The organism is Stenotrophomonas maltophilia, from assembly GCF_003970865.1.
In the GTDB taxonomy this organism is placed as follows: Bacteria; Pseudomonadota; Gammaproteobacteria; order Xanthomonadales; family Xanthomonadaceae; genus Stenotrophomonas; species Stenotrophomonas maltophilia_AR.
On sequence record NZ_RXLZ01000012.1, the window covers coordinates 56500 to 71742 of the forward strand.

General features: G+C 67.5%; 14 protein-coding genes. 8 read left to right on the forward strand and 6 right to left on the reverse strand.

The genetic code is table 11. From position 1 onward, the window contains the following. Positions 1-3 precede the first annotated feature (3 nt). Positions 4-2385, forward strand: a complete 2382-nt coding sequence (gene pbpC, locus EKL94_RS06010; RefSeq protein WP_126928386.1) for a penicillin-binding protein 1C — start codon at positions 4-6, stop codon at positions 2383-2385. Positions 2386-2502: 117 nt separating this feature from the next. Here pbpC and EKL94_RS06015 read toward each other — a convergent pair whose 3' ends face one another. Together EKL94_RS06015 and EKL94_RS06020 are read right to left on the reverse strand one after the other, a co-directional pair. Further along, positions 2503-3078 carry a ferritin-like domain-containing protein gene (locus tag EKL94_RS06015; protein ID WP_126928387.1) on the reverse strand — a complete coding sequence of 192 codons (576 nt, stop codon included), beginning with the start codon at positions 3076-3078 and terminating at the stop codon, positions 2503-2505. Positions 3079-3107: 29 nt separating this feature from the next. Continuing rightward, on the reverse strand, positions 3108-3590 hold the full coding sequence (locus EKL94_RS06020) for a peroxiredoxin (RefSeq protein WP_032127816.1): 483 nt from the start codon (positions 3588-3590) through the stop codon (positions 3108-3110). Positions 3591-3851: 261 nt separating this feature from the next. Between EKL94_RS06020 and EKL94_RS06025 the strand changes: the two genes are divergently transcribed. Continuing rightward, on the forward strand, positions 3852-4745 hold the full coding sequence (locus EKL94_RS06025) for a DnaJ C-terminal domain-containing protein (protein ID WP_106468840.1): 894 nt from the start codon (positions 3852-3854) through the stop codon (positions 4743-4745). Positions 4746-4867: 122 nt separating this feature from the next. Here EKL94_RS06025 and pilH read toward each other — a convergent pair whose 3' ends face one another. After that, complete coding sequence (gene pilH, locus EKL94_RS06030) at positions 4868-5239, reverse strand: twitching motility response regulator PilH (protein WP_126928388.1); 372 nt, start codon at positions 5237-5239, stop codon at positions 4868-4870. Between the two features lie 88 nt (positions 5240-5327). Next, positions 5328-6323 carry a YhdH/YhfP family quinone oxidoreductase gene (locus EKL94_RS06035; RefSeq protein ID WP_126928389.1) on the reverse strand — a complete coding sequence of 332 codons (996 nt, stop codon included), beginning with the start codon at positions 6321-6323 and terminating at the stop codon, positions 5328-5330. A gap of 153 nt (positions 6324-6476) precedes the next feature. On the opposite strand from EKL94_RS06035, the gene hflK reads away from it, so the two are divergent. The 5 genes from hflK (at position 6477) to EKL94_RS06060 (ending at position 11333) form a co-directional block, all read left to right on the forward strand. Further along, on the forward strand, positions 6477-7610 hold the full coding sequence (gene hflK / locus EKL94_RS06040) for an FtsH protease activity modulator HflK (protein WP_126928390.1): 1134 nt from the start codon (positions 6477-6479) through the stop codon (positions 7608-7610). Further along, positions 7607-8470, forward strand: coding sequence for a protease modulator HflC (gene hflC, locus EKL94_RS06045; RefSeq protein ID WP_010482785.1), 864 nt, complete (start codon positions 7607-7609; stop codon positions 8468-8470). The genes hflK and hflC overlap by 4 nt, the downstream gene beginning before the upstream one ends. A gap of 67 nt (positions 8471-8537) precedes the next feature. Further along, entirely contained in the window at positions 8538-8723 is a 186-nt protein-coding gene (locus EKL94_RS06050) for a DUF2065 domain-containing protein (protein WP_005414170.1), read from the forward strand. Positions 8724-9260: 537 nt separating this feature from the next. Beyond that, positions 9261-10553 (forward strand): adenylosuccinate synthase, encoded by a 1293-nt coding sequence (locus EKL94_RS06055; RefSeq protein WP_126928391.1) that lies wholly within the window; start codon positions 9261-9263, stop codon positions 10551-10553. Between the two features lie 117 nt (positions 10554-10670). Beyond that, positions 10671-11333: a hypothetical protein gene (locus tag EKL94_RS06060; RefSeq protein WP_126928392.1), complete on the forward strand. Its 663-nt coding sequence runs from the start codon at positions 10671-10673 to the stop codon at positions 11331-11333. Here EKL94_RS06060 and EKL94_RS06065 read toward each other — a convergent pair. After that, a complete protein-coding gene (locus EKL94_RS06065) occupies positions 11269-11913 on the reverse strand; it encodes a M23 family metallopeptidase (protein WP_126928393.1) in 645 nt (214 codons plus the stop codon). The two genes, EKL94_RS06060 and EKL94_RS06065, sit on opposite strands and share 65 nt — an antisense overlap. 4 nt (positions 11914-11917) lie before the next feature. Next, positions 11918-12880 carry a L,D-transpeptidase family protein gene (locus tag EKL94_RS06070; protein ID WP_126928394.1) on the reverse strand — a complete coding sequence of 321 codons (963 nt, stop codon included), beginning with the start codon at positions 12878-12880 and terminating at the stop codon, positions 11918-11920. A gap of 233 nt (positions 12881-13113) precedes the next feature. Here EKL94_RS06070 and EKL94_RS06075 point away from each other — a divergent pair, with 233 nt between their 5' ends. After that, complete coding sequence (locus EKL94_RS06075; RefSeq protein WP_126928395.1) at positions 13114-15237, forward strand: methyl-accepting chemotaxis protein; 2124 nt, start codon at positions 13114-13116, stop codon at positions 15235-15237. Positions 15238-15243 lie beyond the last annotated feature (6 nt).

Sequence of the window (15243 nt, forward strand, 5' to 3'; positions counted from 1 at the left end):
GCAATGAAGAACACGATGACAACCCGGCTGGCGGCCCTGCGCCGCCGGCTGCGGCCGCTGTGGCCATGGCTGCGCTGGGGTACGGCCGCCACGTTGGCGCTGCTGCTGGTGCTGGACTTCGCTTTCCCGCCGCCGCTGCCTAAGCAGCGCGATACCAGCACCCTGGTGGTGGCTGCCGATGGCACCCCGCTGCGTGCGTTTGCCGATGCCGAGGGCGTGTGGCGCTATCCGGCCTCGATCGACAGCGTCTCGCCGCTGTACCTGCAGGCGTTGCTCACCTACGAAGACCGCTGGTTCTGGCGCCATCCGGGCATCAACCCGCTGGCGATCCTGCGTGCCAGCGGCCAGTTGCTGCGCGGCGGCCGCATCGTGTCCGGTGGCTCGACCCTGACCATGCAGGTCGCACGCATCCTCGATCCACATACGCGCACGCCCTGGGGCAAGCTCAAGCAGATGCTGCGCGCGGTGCAGCTGGAAGTGCACCTGAGCAAGCAGCAGATCCTGGCCCTGTACCTGGAACGCGCGCCTTACGGCGGCACCATCGAAGGCGTGGAAGCGGCCAGCTGGGCCTACCTGGGCAAGCCGGCGGCGCAACTGTCTCATGCCGAAGCCGCACTGCTGGCGGTGCTGCCGCAGGCGCCGAGCCGGCTGCGCCCGGACCGCCATCCGGAAGCGGCGCAGAAGGCGCGCGACAAGGTGCTGTCACGCATGGCCGAACTGGGTGCGTGGACACCGGAAGAAGTGGAGGACGCGCGCATCGAGAACGTGGTGGCGCGCTCGCTGCGGCCGCCGCTGCACGCCGCACTGCTGGCGCAGCGCCTGCATTCGGCGCACCCGGGCCAGGCACGCATCCAGAGCAGCATCGACATCGGCCTGCAGCGCACGCTGGAAGAGCGCGTGGCCAGCTATTTCTCGACGCTGCCCGAGCGCACCTCGGCGGCCCTGCTGGTGGTCGACAACCAGACCCTGCAGGCGCGTGCCTACGTTGGCACGCTGGCGTTCGGTGACCGCCAGCGGTTGGGGCACGTGGACATGGTGCAGGCTTGGCGCTCGCCGGGTTCCACGCTCAAGCCGTTCCTGTATGCGATGGCACTGGATGACGGCCTGATCCATTCGGAAAGCCTGCTGGTGGATGCGCCGCAGAGTTTCGGCAGCTACCGCCCTGGCAACTTCGACATGGCCTTCAACGGACCGATCGGCGCCTCCAGCGCGTTGCGCCTGTCGCTCAACGTGCCCTCGGTGGATCTGCTGCAGCGGGTCGGTGCTGCGCGCTTCGCCGCACGCCTGTCGCACTCCGGCATCCAGCTGCGCTTCCCGCCGGGCAGCACGCCCAACCTGTCGCTGATCCTGGGCGGCACCGGCGCGCGGTTGGAAGACCTGGTCGGCGCGTTCGCCGCGCTCAACCGCAACGGCATCGCCGGCCGTGTGCGTTACACCGACGACGAGCCGATGATCGAGCGGCGCCTCGCTTCGCCCGGCGCAAGCTGGATCGTGCGCGAGATGCTGGAATCGAATCCGCGCCCAGGCTACAGCGTCGGTACGTTCGATGTCGGTGGCCGCCCGCGTGTGGCGTGGAAGACCGGCACCAGTTACGGGTATCGCGATGCGTGGGCGATCGGCAGTACCCGCCACTACACCGTGGGCGTGTGGGTGGGGCGGCCGGACGGCACGCCGCTGCCGGGCCAATATGGTGCAGTCACCGCACTGCCGCTGATGTTCGAAGTGGTGGACAGCCTGCCGCGCCAGCGTGGCGATTCCGCTGCTGCACCGATGCCGGCCAGTGTCAGCCAGGAAGATATCTGCTGGCCGACTGGCGAACGTGCCGAGGGCCTGCCTGCGGCACTCTGCCAGCGGCGGATGTCGGCCTACCTGCTGGACGGCGCAGCACCGCTGACCTTCCCCGAGCGCGAGGCGCGGCGCTGGCAGCCGGGCCGGCAACGTTACCTGGCCGATGCGCGGACCGGCCTGCGTGTATCGGCCGACTGCCGCGCGCCACATGAGGAAGTACCACGCGAGATCGCGCGCTGGCCGGCGCTGCTGTCGCCGTGGTTGCCCAAGGCCACGCGCGAGGCCTCGCAGTTGCCAGCACTGTCGCCGGACTGTCGCGATGACGGACGCGATGCCAGTGTGGCCCTGCATATCGATGGTCTCAACAACGGTGCCACCCTGGCCCGGGCGCCCAATGCCCAACACGGCGTGCGGCTGCAGCTGCGCGCGCTGGGCAGCGAGCAGGCGGTGGACTGGTTGCTGGATGGCCGCTGGATCGCGCAGACCCGCGGCGCGCAGTTGATGCAGCACGAGTTCGCTGACCCCGGCGCTCACACCCTGACTGCGCTGGCGGCTGACGGCGCATGGACGCAGGTGCGGTTCAACGTCCTGCGGTAGGTGCTGGGAATGGGCCGGCGACCCGGCGCATCCATGCTCTGGTAGGTGCCAACCTTGGTTGGCGCGCGATAAATGCGCCCACCAAGGTGGGCATCTACCAAGGCGTATGCGGGGCCGCTATTCCCCGATCCACCCATCCAGCAGGTCGGCAAACTCGTCGGCGTGTTCCTCTTCCTGCGCCAGGATCTCTTCGAGGATGCGCTTGGTGGTGGTATCGCGGTCGCCGATGAAGTTGATCATCTCGCGGTAGCTGTCGATGGCAATCCGTTCGGCCACCAGGTTCTCGCGGACCATGTCGCGCAGGTCGCTGCCTTCCTTGTATTCGGCATGCGAGCGCGCGGTCAGGGTATCCGGGTTGAGATCCGGCTCGCCGCCGAGCTGGACGATGCGCTCGGCCAGCTTGCCGGCGTGCGCCTGTTCCTGCTGCGCGTGCTCGAGGAACTCGGCCTTGACCGCGTCGGCCAGCATGCCCTTGGCCATGAAGTAGTGCCGGTAGTAGCGCAGCACGCACACGTATTCGGTGGCCAGTGCGTCGTTGAGCAGCTTGATCACCACCTTGCGGTCGGCGCTGTAGCTGCCGGTGATCGCCCCGTCTTCGATGTTGCGCCGGGCGCGTTCGCGCAGGGTCTTGCGGTTACTGATGCCGGGCACCTTTGCGGCGGGCTTTGCGGTTTTGGCTGGCTTGCTGGACATGGCTGGCCGTTTCCTCTTGCGGTGGGGGGTCAGGTAGGCAGGTGCTCCAGCACGTACTCGGCCGAAGACACCTCGAACTGGCCTGGCTGCTCGATCCATGCCGCACGAACCACGCCATCGACCACGTACAGGGCGAAGCGGCGCGATCGGATGCCCATGCCCGAAGCGCTGGCGTCAAGCTCCAGGCCAAGCGCGCGGGTCAGTTCGGCATTGCCGTCGGACAACATCAGCAGGCCGTCGGGCACGCTCTGGTCGGCGGCCCAGGCCTTCATCACGAACGGGTCGTTGACGGCCATGCAGTAGACGTCGATGCCGCGCTGGCGGAAGGCCTGGAATTTCTCGACGTAGCCGGGCAGGTGGCGCGCCGAGCAGGTCGGGGTGAACGCACCGGGCACGGCGAACAACACCACCTTGCGCGCGTCGAACAGCGAATGCGTATCGAGCGTTTCGATGCCCTCGCGGATGCGCTTGAGGGTCACTTCCGGAATGCGGTCGCCGACATGGATGGTCATGGGGAACTCCTTGCTGGGGCAGGCTAGTGGGCTGGATGGGACAGGGGCGTCAAGACATTGGAAACCCGGTGTGCAGGCCCCATCTTCAGGCTTCGCGGCATGGGCTTCCAGCCACAGCCTGGGGCAGGGCGATGGCAGCCGCATTGCGCAGGATCAGTCGGCCTCACCGGCGCCGCACGAGGGGCGGCGTAGCATCGCCGGCGCGTAGAATGAACCCGGGGCGGCGCCACCGGCGCGGCCGAAGCGAATCGAGGTAGCTGGATGGAATTCAAGGATTACTACGCCACCCTGGGGGTGGAACCGAGCGCGGGCGAGGCGGAGATCAAGACCGCTTACCGCCGGCTGGCACGCAAGTACCACCCGGACGTCAGCAAGGAGGCCGGGGCCGAAGACAAGTTCAAGGCGGTCAACGAGGCCTACGAGGCGCTGCGTGACCCGGAGAAGCGCGCGGCCTATGACCAGCTGCGCGCGCAGGGCTACCGCCCGGGCGAGGAATTCAACGTGCCGCCGAACTACGGCGGTGCCGGTGGCTTCAACTTCGAGGAAGTGTTCGGCGGCGGCGGCCCCAACGGCGGCTTCAGCGACTTCTTCGAAAGCCTGTTCGCGCGCCAGCGTGGCGGTGGCGGCGCTGGTCCGGGGCCGGGCTTCAGCAGCCAGGGGCATGCTCCCAACCGCGACACCCGCGCCAAGCTGTCGGTACCGCTGGAAGCGGCCTACAGCGGCGACAGCCTGCGCATCACCGTCAACGGCAAGCAGCTGGACGTGCGCGTGCCCAAGGGCATCCGTCCGGGCCAGGTGATCCGCCTGGCGGGGCAGGGCAACCATGGCGGCAACCTGCTGCTGGAAGTGGAATACGCCGCCCACCCGCAGTTCGAGGTCGATGGCCGCAACATCCTCTATACGCTGCCGGTCACGCCGTGGCAGGCCGCGCTGGGGACCAGCATCAGCGTGCCGACCCTGGGCGGTGCGGTGGAGCTGAAGATTCCGGCCGATTCCGATGCCGGCCGCAAGCTGCGCCTGCGCGGGCGTGGCTTGCCGGGCAACCCGGATGGCGACCAGATCGTCGAGATCGAGATCGTGGCCCCGGCCGCGACCGACGAGGCGCAGAAGAAGGCGTACCGGAACCTGGCCAAGGCGTTTGGCGAGACGATCTGAGATGGAATTTGGTGGGTGCGGACCTTGGTCCGCACGCCTTCCGGTCGTTCAAAGCGTGCCAACCAAGGTTGGCACCCACCGGAGCGATGTGCCGACCAAGGTTGGCACCTACCAGGGCGGGCTCAGCCCTGCCCGGCGAACACCCGCTCCAGCACTTCGGACAGTTCGTCTTCCGAGAACGGCTTGGTGATGTACGCCTTGGCGCCCTGGCGCATGCCCCACATGCGGTCGGTGTCCTGGTCCTTGGTGGTCACCAGGATCACCGGAATGTGCCGGGTGGCCTCGTCGCGGGCGAGGGTGCGGGTGGCCTGGAAGCCATTGAGGTTGGGCATCACCACGTCCATCAGGACCAGGTCGGGCAGCTCGGCCTTGGCGGCTTCGACCCCGGCAGCGCCATCGGTGGCGGTCAGGATCTGGTGCCCGAGCTTCTCGACGATGCGCTGTATCCCCAACAGCTGCGACGGTGAGTCGTCGACGATCAGAATGCGTGCCATGTTGTTCCCCATGTAATGCCCGCAGTGTAGTGCGGGCCCATTACCGGTGGGAGGGCCGCCTCTGCCGTCCGTCGCCTGCCTGCGACGTTCAGTCGATCCGCACCACGGTGCGGCCCAGCGAGCCACCGGCCAGCATCCGATCGAACACGGCGGGCAGGCCATCCAGCCCCACCTCGGCGGTGCAGATGCGGTCCAGATGCTGCGGCTTCCATTCGCCGCCCAGGCGCGACCACACTTCTTCGCGCAGCCCGCGCGGTGCATTGGCCGAGGACACGCCGAGCAGCGAGACGCCGCGCAGGATGAACGGCATCACCGTCATGTCCAGCGTCGGGCTGGCCGCCAGACCGGCACTGACCACGCTGCCATAGGGCACGGTCTGCGCCAGCAGGCTGGCCAGCATGTCGCCTCCGGCATTGTCGAGGCCTCCGCCGAAGCGGGCCGACTGCAGCGGGGCGGTGTCGGCCAGTGCGTCACGTGGCAGCACCTCGGTGGCGCCGATGCCGCGCAGGAAACCGGTCTGTTCGGGTTTTCCGCTGACCGCGTGCACGGTATAGCCGGCACGGCTGAAGATCGACAGCGCCAGCGCGCCGACACCACCGCTGGCGCCGGTGACCGCCAGCGGGCCGAGTTCCGGGGTCTGCCGGTTGTCCTGCATGCGCAGCAGGGCCAGGGCCGCCGTGAAGCCGGCGGTGCCCAGCACCATCGCCTCGCGTGGGGTCAGCCCGGTCGGCTGGGCGATCACCGCACGCGATTCCAGGCGCACATACTGGCTGTAGCCGCCGTCGCGGGTCTCGCTGAGGCCGCAGCCGGTGGCCAGCACCGCGTCGCCTTCACGCCAGTCCGGATCGGTGCTGGCGACCACGGTGCCGGCCACGTCGATGCCACCCACCAGCGGGAAGCGGCGCAGGATCCTGCCTTTGCCGGTGCCGGCCAGGGCATCCTTGTAGTTGACCGAGGACCAGTGGGCGCGGATCAGCACCTGGCCGGGGTTGAGGTCGTCGACATTGAGCAGGGCCAGGCCACTACGGTAGCCGGCGTCGTCGTTTTCGATGCGGAAGGCGGTGAACGGGGTGGTGGGGGCCATCGGCGTTGCCTGACTTCGAGGAAAACGCCACCTTACCCCGTTGCCCCCCTTTCGATCCTGCCGATCCGCCCCATCTTGTATGATCGGTGATGGTTTCACGGCTGGTGGTGCGGGAAGGGCCCGCGCCGCAGCCCAAATCTTGATGGAGCGTGCATGGCCTGGAATACACCCGGCGGCAACAAGGGCGGACAAGGCCCCGAGGACAATCGACGCGGGCCGTTCGGGTCGCGCGGCGGTGGCAATGGTGGTGGCTGGGGCGGACTGCCCGGGCCGCTGAAGGACCTGTTCGACGGCGGCATCATGCGTTGGGTGGTGGCGGCTGTCGTGCTGCTGGTGCTGTTCTCCAGCTTCCAGCTGATCGGCGAACAGCAGCGTGGCGTAGTGCTGCGCTTCGGCCAGTTCTCCCGCATCCTGCAGCCCGGCCCGAACTTCAAGCTGCCGTGGCCGATCGAATCGGTCACCAAGGTCAACGCCACCGAGATCAAGACCTTCTCGATCCAGGTGCCGGTGCTGACCCGCGACGAGAACATCGTCAACGTCTCGCTGAACGTCCAGTACCGCATCGACGACCCGCAGCAGTACCTGTTCGGCACCGTTGATGCCAACCAGGTGCTGGAGCAGTCGGCGCAGAGCGCGGTGCGCGAGGAAGTCGGCCGGGCCGACCTCAACGCGGTACTGAACAACCGTGGCCCGCTGGCCGTGGCTGCCGAAGAGCGCCTGCAGGCGCTGCTGAAGGCGTTCAAGACCGGCCTGACCGTGACCGGCCTGACCCTGCAGGACGCCCGTCCGCCGGAGGAAGTGAAGCCGGCCTTCGACGAGGTCAACGGTGCCCAGCAGGTCAAGGAACGCCTGATCAACGAAGCCCAGGCCTACGCCGCCAAGGTCGTGCCGGAAGCCCGAGGCCAGGCCTCGCGTGCCCGTACCACCGCCGAAGGCTACAAGCAGGCCGTGGTGTCCAAGGCCGAAGGTGACGCGCAGCGCTTCAGCCTGTTGCAGGCCCAGTACAAGGACGCCCCGGAAGTGACCCGCAAGCGCCTGTGGCTGGAGACCGTGCAGCAGGTGCTGAGCGAGAACCGCAAGGTGATCGGTGGCGATGGCCGCCAGCTGATCTACGTGCCGATGACCGGCGACACCCGTCCCAGCACCTCGGCCCCGGCCGCAGTGGCGAACCCGGACGTGGTGATGCCGTCGCTGCCGGGTGCAGCGGTGGAAGCTTCCCGTGATCCGGGCCGGCCGGTGGGCCGCCCGACCGGGCGACCGAGCGGCCGTGAGGAGGGCAGCCGATGAAGAGTCCTATCTGGATCGCCGTGATCGTGGCGGTGGTACTGGGCCTGCTCGGCTCGGTGTACGTGGTCCGTGAGGACCAGACCGCCATGGTGCTGAACCTGGGCAAGGTGGTGCGTTCGGACATCAAGCCGGGCCTGCACTTCAAGGTGCCGGTGGTGGAAACGGTGAAGGTCTTCGACCGCCGCTTCCAGGTGCTCGACACCGCGCCGGCGCGCTACTTCACCGCCGAGCAGAAGGACGTCAGCGTCGACTTCTTCGCCATCGGTTACATCTCCAACGTGGGTGACTACTTCCGTGCCACCGGCGGCGATCCGCGTATCGCCAATGCCCGCCTGGCACCGATCATCACCGACTCGCTGCGCAACCAGATCAACTCGCGCACCCTGCAGCAGCTGGTCTCCGGCGACCGCAGCGAGCTGATCGCCGAGCAGCTGAAGGGGATCAACGAAGCGGTGGCTGGCCTCGGCATGCAGATGATCGACCTGCGCATCAAGCAGGTGGACCTGCCGACCGACAGCCAGGTGATCAACGACGTGTACGAGCGCATGCGCGCCCAGCGCAAGCAGGAAGCCGCCAAGCTGCGCGCCGAAGGCGAGGAGCAGTCGCTGACCATCCGTGCCCAGGCCGACCGTGACAGCACCGTGCTGATCGCCGAGGCCGAGCGTGATGCCCAGCGCCTGCGCGGTGAAGGCGATGCCGATGCGGCCCGCATCTACGGCAAGGCCGGCTCGGCCGACCCGTCGTTCTATGCGTTCTACCGCAGCCTGGAGGCCTACCGTGGCTCCATGACCGACGGCAACGGCGTGATCGTGCTGGACAAGAACGACCCGTTCCTGCAGTACCTGAAGAACGACCGCTGAGGTCGCAGGGCAGTACCCCACGGGGCCCGGCCAGTTGCCGGGCCCCGTGCTTTTTCCGGAGTTCCCCATGAAAGATCTGTTCGCCGCCGTCTGCCTGGTCGCGGTGCTGGAAGGCCTGTTCCTGTTCGTCGCCCCGTTCGCCTGGAAGCGCATGGCCGAACGTCTGCTGGATCTGCCCAGCCCGGCCCTGCGCAGCTTCGGCGGCCTGGTGCTGCTGGCCGGCCTGAGCCTGCTGTGGTGGGTGCGGCATTGAAAGGGTAGTGCCGGCCGCTGGCCGGCAATCCCGGGCGGGGCGGCTGACCGGTCGGCACCTGCATGGCCCGGCCCTGGTGGATGCCAACCTTGGTTGGCATTGCCGGCCAGCGGCCGGCACTACCGGACGGGGCGGCTGACCGGCCGGCACATGCGTGACCCGGGCTCTGATGGATGCCAACCTTGGTTGGCATTGCCGGCCAGCGGCCGGCACTACCGGGGCGGCTGACCGGCCGGCACATGTGTGGCCCGGCTCTGGTGGATGCCAACCTTGGTTGGCATTGCCGGCCAGCGGTCGGTACCACCGGGCGGGGCGGCTGACCGGCCGGTGAAGCCGTCCGTCGGAAAGGTGGCAGCGGACCCCGGAAACCCGGATAATGCACAAAAGCCGGACGGGCCTCCCCGTTCGGCTTTTTCCGTGTCTGGGCCTTCCATCGCCGGCCGCTCCCCGTTTGGAGCCGCCCACCAGGTGCTGGCCAGCCCCGCCACGGTTTACCCGTCCGCGGCCCCGATGGCCGCAACATATGAGGAGCCCGTCATGGGTCAGTCTGTCGTAGTGCTTGGTGCCCAGTGGGGCGATGAAGGCAAGGGCAAGATCGTCGATCTGCTCACTGAGGAAATCGGCGCCGTCGTGCGCTTCCAGGGCGGCCACAATGCCGGCCACACCCTGGTCATCAACGGCAAGAAGACCGTCCTGCACCTGATCCCGTCGGGCATCCTGCGTGACGACGCGCTGTGCCTGATCGGCAACGGCGTGGTGATCTCGCCGGCCGCGCTGCAGAAGGAAATTGCCGAGCTGGAAGCCTCCGGCGTGGAAGTGCGTTCGCGCCTGAAGATCTCCCCGGCCGCGCCGCTGATCATGCCGTACCACATCGCCCTGGACCAGGCGCGCGAACGCGCTGCCGGCGGCAAGGCGATCGGCACCACGGGTCGCGGCATCGGCCCGGCCTACGAAGACAAGGTGGCGCGCCGCGGTATCCGCATCGCCGACCTGCACTACCCGAAGCAGCTGGAAGAGCTCCTGCGCACTGCGCTGGACTACCACAACTTCGTGCTGACCAACTACCTGAAGACCGACGCCGTCGATTTCCAGAAGACCTTCGACGAAGCGCTGGCCTTCGGCGAATACGTGCAGCCGATGAAGTCCGACGTGGCCGGCATCCTGCACGACCTGCGCAAGCAGGGTAAGCGCGTGCTGTTCGAAGGCGCGCAGGGCGCGCTGCTGGACATCGACCACGGCACCTACCCGTACGTCACCAGCTCCAACACCACCGTCGGTGGTGCGCTGGCCGGTTCCGGCGTCGGCGCTGATTCGATCGACTACGTGCTGGGTATCGCCAAGGCCTACGCCACCCGCGTCGGCGGCGGCCCGTTCCCGACCGAGCTGGACGACGAAGTCGGCCAGGGCATCCGTGACCGCGGCGCCGAGTACGGTGCCTCGACCGGCCGTCCGCGTCGTTGCGGCTGGATGGACATCGTCGCGCTGAAGCGCGCCGTGGCCATCAACGGCATCAGCGGCCTGTGCATCACCAAGCTGGACGTGCTGGATGGCATGGAAAAGCTGAAGGTCTGCATCGCCTACGAATACAACGGCAAGCGCACCGAGTACGCGCCGTTGGACGCACAGGGCTGGGAAGACTGCACCCCGGTGTACCTGGAGTTCCCGGGCTGGAGCGAGAACACCCACGGCATCACCAACTGGGACGACCTGCCGCCGGCCGCACGCGCCTACCTGCGTTCGCTGGAAGAGCTGGCCGGCTGCCCGATCAGCATCGTTTCCACCGGCCCGGACCGCGACCACACCATGGTCCTGCAGGATCCGTTTGCCTGAGGTAGCGCCGGGCGCTGCCCGGCGTAGGTGACAGGAAAAGCCCCGCGCAAGCGGGGCTTTTTCGTTACTGTGGGGGCAGGGCCAGCGGGGAAGCGACGCGATGACCAGGATGTCAGCGTGAAGGGCACGACGGTGATACGGATCACCCTGTGGGTGTTCTGGAGCCTGTGGGGCATCGCCTGCGTGGTACTGGTGCTGGGTGCGGCTGCCAATACCCTGGCTTCGCGCACGCAGACGGTGCCGTTGGTGCTGACTCCTGGCGCAACCGCCCAGATCACCGTCTACCGCCTCATCGATGACCAACTGCGGCTGCGCCTGCGCTATGCCGCAGACGGTACAGAGGCTGACCCCGAGGTGCTGCTGCGCATCGAAACTCCCACCGATCATGGAGACTTCCGTGCAGGGGAGCGTTCGGGAGTGGCCGGGCAGAGCATCAATCGCAGGCTGGCATCGGTTGAATCCAGCGGCCTCATGGCGTCCTACTTCGGCTATGGCCGCGGCGACGCATTGCCACGCGGACGCTCATGGCTGCGGGTAACCGTACTGGAGGTGGACCCGGCGCTGGTGGGGCACGCGGCAGACATCGAGCTGCAGCCACCGCTGGATCTGCTGAAGCTGACCGATCTGGATTACCTCTGGCTATGGCCGTTCTTCTTCTGGAAGGTGGCGGCGTTGTTCCTGCTGATTCCGGGTGCTGCCTTGGCGGCGTTCACCATCACTTTGCGGCGCTGGCAGCGCCGGGCATCAGCGCCGCCGACTTCAGCAGGGGATAGGGATTGATCGATTCTCCCTTCCACCACTGTTTTCCCGGGCCCAGCACGTGCACTTCAAAATGCAGGTGCGGCGCGTCGGCACTGGCGTTGCCGGTGCTGCCCACGTAGCCGATCACCTCCCCGCGCTTGATCACCTGTTTCTCGGCCAGGCCATCGGCATAGCGCTGCAGATGCGCGTAGTAGTAGCACCAGCGTCCACTGGGCTCGAACTGGTAGATCGTGAAGCCGCCGCGCTCGCTGTCGAACAGTTTCTCCACCGTGCCATCGGCCACCGCGAGTACCGGCGTACCGGCATCGGCCATGATGTCGATGGCATCGTGCACGCGGCCCTGGCTGCGTGCATCGGTGAAGGTATCGCGCAGCTGGGAGGCCTGGATGCCCTGCACCGGCAGCAGCAGGCCGGGCGGTGCATCCGCAGCCTGCACGGTCGAATGCGCGGCGGCGGGGGCGGGTGGGGCAACTGCGCGCGACACTTCCGGCCCCTGCACCGGCGCAGCGGTCACCGGCTCACCCACATCACGGTGCAGCCACCAACCTGCACCCAGTCCCAGCAGAACGCCCAGTACGATCAGCTGCGAAAGACGCATCGGCTCACTCCTGCATCACCACGGGTACCGTGGTATCCACGGCGTCGGCCACGCGCAGCGCGTCCCAGTTGGTCATGCGTACGCAGCCGTGCGATTCGGTCTTGCCCACGTGGCCGGGTTCGGGCGTGCCGTGCAGACCGTAATGCGGCTTGGACAGATCGATCCAGACCCGCCCGACCGGATTGTTCGGACCTGGCGGCAGCGTGGCTTTCTTTTCGCCCTTGCGGGCATCCCAGAACAGCTTCGGGTTGTAGTGGAACGGCGGGTCGCGGTAAACGCCCAGGATCTTCCATTCGCCGATCGGCAACGGGTCGTGCTGGCTGCCGGATGACACTGGCACCTGCGCGATCAGCTTGCCCTGCGCATCCAGCAACTGCAGGGTGGAGTCGGATTTGTCGACCACGATCTTCGCCGCCTTCGGCAATGCCGCCGGTGCGATGTTGGGCACCTGGATGCGGCTGCCAGCCTTGGCCAGATCCACGCCGGGATTGAGCACCTTCATCAGCTCTGGGGAAGCATGGAAGCGCTCGCCCAGGGCTTCTTCCACGCTGCTGAAGCCCAGCGACTTGAGCTTGGCCTGGGCGGCGGGTCCCTTCGGTGTGGCCTGGAACGGACCGGCAACATCCTCAGCAGTCAGCGTGTAGCCGGCCAGCGGCGTGATCGTATCGGCCTGCAGGGCCTTCCAGGTAGTGTCATCCAGTTCACCGGTCGCGCTCAGCCCATGCGCCGCCTGGAAGCCCGACACCGCGCGTCGCTGGTTGCTGCCCACTTCGCCATCGATCTGGCCAGGGGAGAAATTCGCGCGATCCAGCAGCACCTGGGCGTGCAGGGCGGAGCGTGGCGCAGTGTCCGGTCCGGTCGTTTCGGCAATGGGCGCGGGCAGGTTGGGCGGCGGCGCCTGCGCGAAGGCCGGCGACGCCAACAGCGAGATTGCGAGCAGGGTGGATCGGGACACAGATGAGGGCATTGGGATCTCCAGCAGGTACGCCACCACCTTGCCCGCAGCCGGCGCCGAGCCGCCGTGAAAGGGATCTGACGCCCGCATGAGCAGTCGTGGCCACCGCAGCCAATTCCCGTGTGCAGGCATAGGCAGGTCAGTGCTCACCAAGGTGAACGGTGGCCGACGCCGCCGATGGGCGGCGATCAAGATTGCCTGCCAGGCCGCCGATAAGGGCGCATCCCCCCGTTTTGGATACCCCCATGAACTACTTGAGGAACGTCAGGGTTGCCTGGCGTCTTGGGCTGGGCTTTGGCCTGTTGCTGCTGCTGGTTGCCGCCGTGGTGGCCACCGGCGCCACCGCCAGCGTCGTGCAGAAGAGCGCGATGCAGCAGGTGGTCGACGTCAGCGTGGCCAAGGTGCGCCTGCTGTCGCAGATGCTCGATGCCAACAACCAGATGATGGTCGTGCGCCGCGAAATGCTGATCCGCCAGGGCGAAGACCGCGGCAGCGACGAGCAGCGCATCGCCGACCTGGTCAAACGCTATGAGGCCAGCTGGACCGCCTACCAGGCACTGCCCAGCGACGTCGACGGCAAAGCCATTGCCGAAACCATTGCGGCCAAGCGAGCCATCGCGCGCCCGCTCAACAAGCAGACCAGCGAACTGATGGAGCAGGGCGACTACCCGGGCGCCGTGGCGCTGACCCTGGGCCCGGTGCAGGAAGCGGCCAATGGCTGGAACAAGGCGCTGTCCGATGGCGTGGACTTCGAAGAGAAGGAAAGCCGCGATGCGGCCACTGAGGCGATCCGCCTGGGCGAGCGCAGCCTGCTGCAGCTGCTGGTGCTGGGCGGCGTTGCGCTGCTGGTGGGCATCGGCGCCTCGGTGATGATCGGCCGCAGCCTGACCGGTCCGCTGGCCCGCGCGGTGAACCTGGCCGAACGCCTGTCCAAGGGACAGCTGGACCAGGAATTCCGCCTCGGCGGCCGTGACGAACTGACCCAGCTGGGTGAAGCCATGGCCAGCGTGCGGCAGAGCGTGCAGGCGGCGATCGGCGCACAGCTGCAGATGGCAGAGCAGCATGAGGCGGGCGCGATCCGCTATCGCATGGACGTCACCGCGTTCCCCGGTGACTTCGGCCGCATGGTGCAGGCCACCAACAGTCTGGTCGAATCGCACGTGCAGGTGGAACTGCTGATGGCCGAGGTGATGCAGCGCTACGCCATCGGTGATCTCAGCCGTGACCTGCCGGACTTCCCGGGCGAGAAGGGCACGCTGACCCGCACCCTGGCCGCGGTGAAGCAGAGCCTGATGGCGATCAATGCGCAGATTGATGAACTGGCCCGCGCCGCTCGCGCCGGCGATTTCAGCATGCGTGGCGATGCCGCTGCGTTCCAGTACCAGTTCAAGGCGATGGTCGAGCACCTCAACGGCATGATGGCCAGTTCGCAGGCCAGCATCGCCGATGTCTCCGATGTGCTGCGTGCAATCTCGCACGGCGACCTGACCGCACGCATGGATGGCGAGTACGACGGCGTGTTCGCCCGTATGCGCGACGACGCCAACACCACCACCGCGCAGCTGACCGGCATCGTGCGGGGCATCCAGGTGGCCGCCGACAGCATCAACAACGCGGCGCAGGAACTGGCCGCCGGCAACAACGACCTGTCGCGCCGCACCGAGCAGCAGGCCGCCAATCTGGAAGAAGCGGCTGCATCGATGGAGGAGCTGACCTCCACCGTGCGCCAGAACGCCGAGCTGGCGCGCCAGGCCGACAGTGAAGCGCATGCGGCCGGTGCAGCCGTGCGCGAGACCGAGCAGGCGATGGCACAGATGGCGTCGGTGATGGGTGAGATCGATCAGTCCTCGGCACGCATCTCGGAAATCTCCACGGTGATCGACGGCATCGCGTTCCAGACCAACATCCTGGCGCTGAATGCTGCAGTGGAAGCCGCGCGTGCAGGCGAGCAGGGCCGTGGCTTTGCCGTGGTCGCCAGCGAAGTACGCACGCTCGCGCAACGTGCCGGTGTCGCTGCCAAGGAGATCAAGGAACTGATCGAAGACGCTGCCGCCAAGGTGAAGAGTGGCCTGGCGGTGACCGTTGAGTCGGAAGCCGCGATCGCGCGCGTGGCCCAGGCCAGCTCGCGCACCACCCTGCTGATGAGCGACATCGCCGCAGCCAGCAAGGAACAGGCCGCCGGCATCGAACAGGTCAACCAGGTGGTGGTGCAGATGGACCAGGTGACCCAGCAGAACGCCGCGCTGGTGGAAGAAGCTACCGCGGCCAGCCGCGCGCTGGAAGAACAGGCGCATGCACTGACCACGTCGGTGTCGGTGTTCAGGGTGGAAGGCGCAGCGGCTTCGGTTGTGCCGCGTCGCGCAGCCTGAGCAGGC

Excerpts from the sequence above, each read along its gene's own strand:
- pbpC (WP_126928386.1), top strand. The coding sequence starts at position 4 with ATGAAGAACACGATGACAACCCGGCTGGCGGCCCTGCGCCGCCGGCTG.
- EKL94_RS06015 (WP_126928387.1), bottom strand. The coding sequence starts at position 3,078 with ATGTCCAGCAAGCCAGCCAAAACCGCAAAGCCCGCCGCAAAGGTGCCC.
- EKL94_RS06020 (WP_032127816.1), bottom strand. The coding sequence starts at position 3,590 with ATGACCATCCATGTCGGCGACCGCATTCCGGAAGTGACCCTCAAGCGC.
- EKL94_RS06025 (WP_106468840.1), top strand. The coding sequence starts at position 3,852 with ATGGAATTCAAGGATTACTACGCCACCCTGGGGGTGGAACCGAGCGCG.
- pilH (WP_126928388.1), bottom strand. The coding sequence starts at position 5,239 with ATGGCACGCATTCTGATCGTCGACGACTCACCGTCGCAGCTGTTGGGG.
- EKL94_RS06035 (WP_126928389.1), bottom strand. The coding sequence starts at position 6,323 with ATGGCCCCCACCACCCCGTTCACCGCCTTCCGCATCGAAAACGACGAC.
- hflK (WP_126928390.1), top strand. The coding sequence starts at position 6,477 with ATGGCCTGGAATACACCCGGCGGCAACAAGGGCGGACAAGGCCCCGAG.
- hflC (WP_010482785.1), top strand. The coding sequence starts at position 7,607 with ATGAAGAGTCCTATCTGGATCGCCGTGATCGTGGCGGTGGTACTGGGC.
- EKL94_RS06050 (WP_005414170.1), top strand. The coding sequence starts at position 8,538 with ATGAAAGATCTGTTCGCCGCCGTCTGCCTGGTCGCGGTGCTGGAAGGC.
- EKL94_RS06055 (WP_126928391.1), top strand. The coding sequence starts at position 9,261 with ATGGGTCAGTCTGTCGTAGTGCTTGGTGCCCAGTGGGGCGATGAAGGC.
- EKL94_RS06065 (WP_126928393.1), bottom strand. The coding sequence starts at position 11,913 with ATGCGTCTTTCGCAGCTGATCGTACTGGGCGTTCTGCTGGGACTGGGT.
- EKL94_RS06070 (WP_126928394.1), bottom strand. The coding sequence starts at position 12,880 with ATGCCCTCATCTGTGTCCCGATCCACCCTGCTCGCAATCTCGCTGTTG.
- EKL94_RS06075 (WP_126928395.1), top strand. The coding sequence starts at position 13,114 with ATGAACTACTTGAGGAACGTCAGGGTTGCCTGGCGTCTTGGGCTGGGC.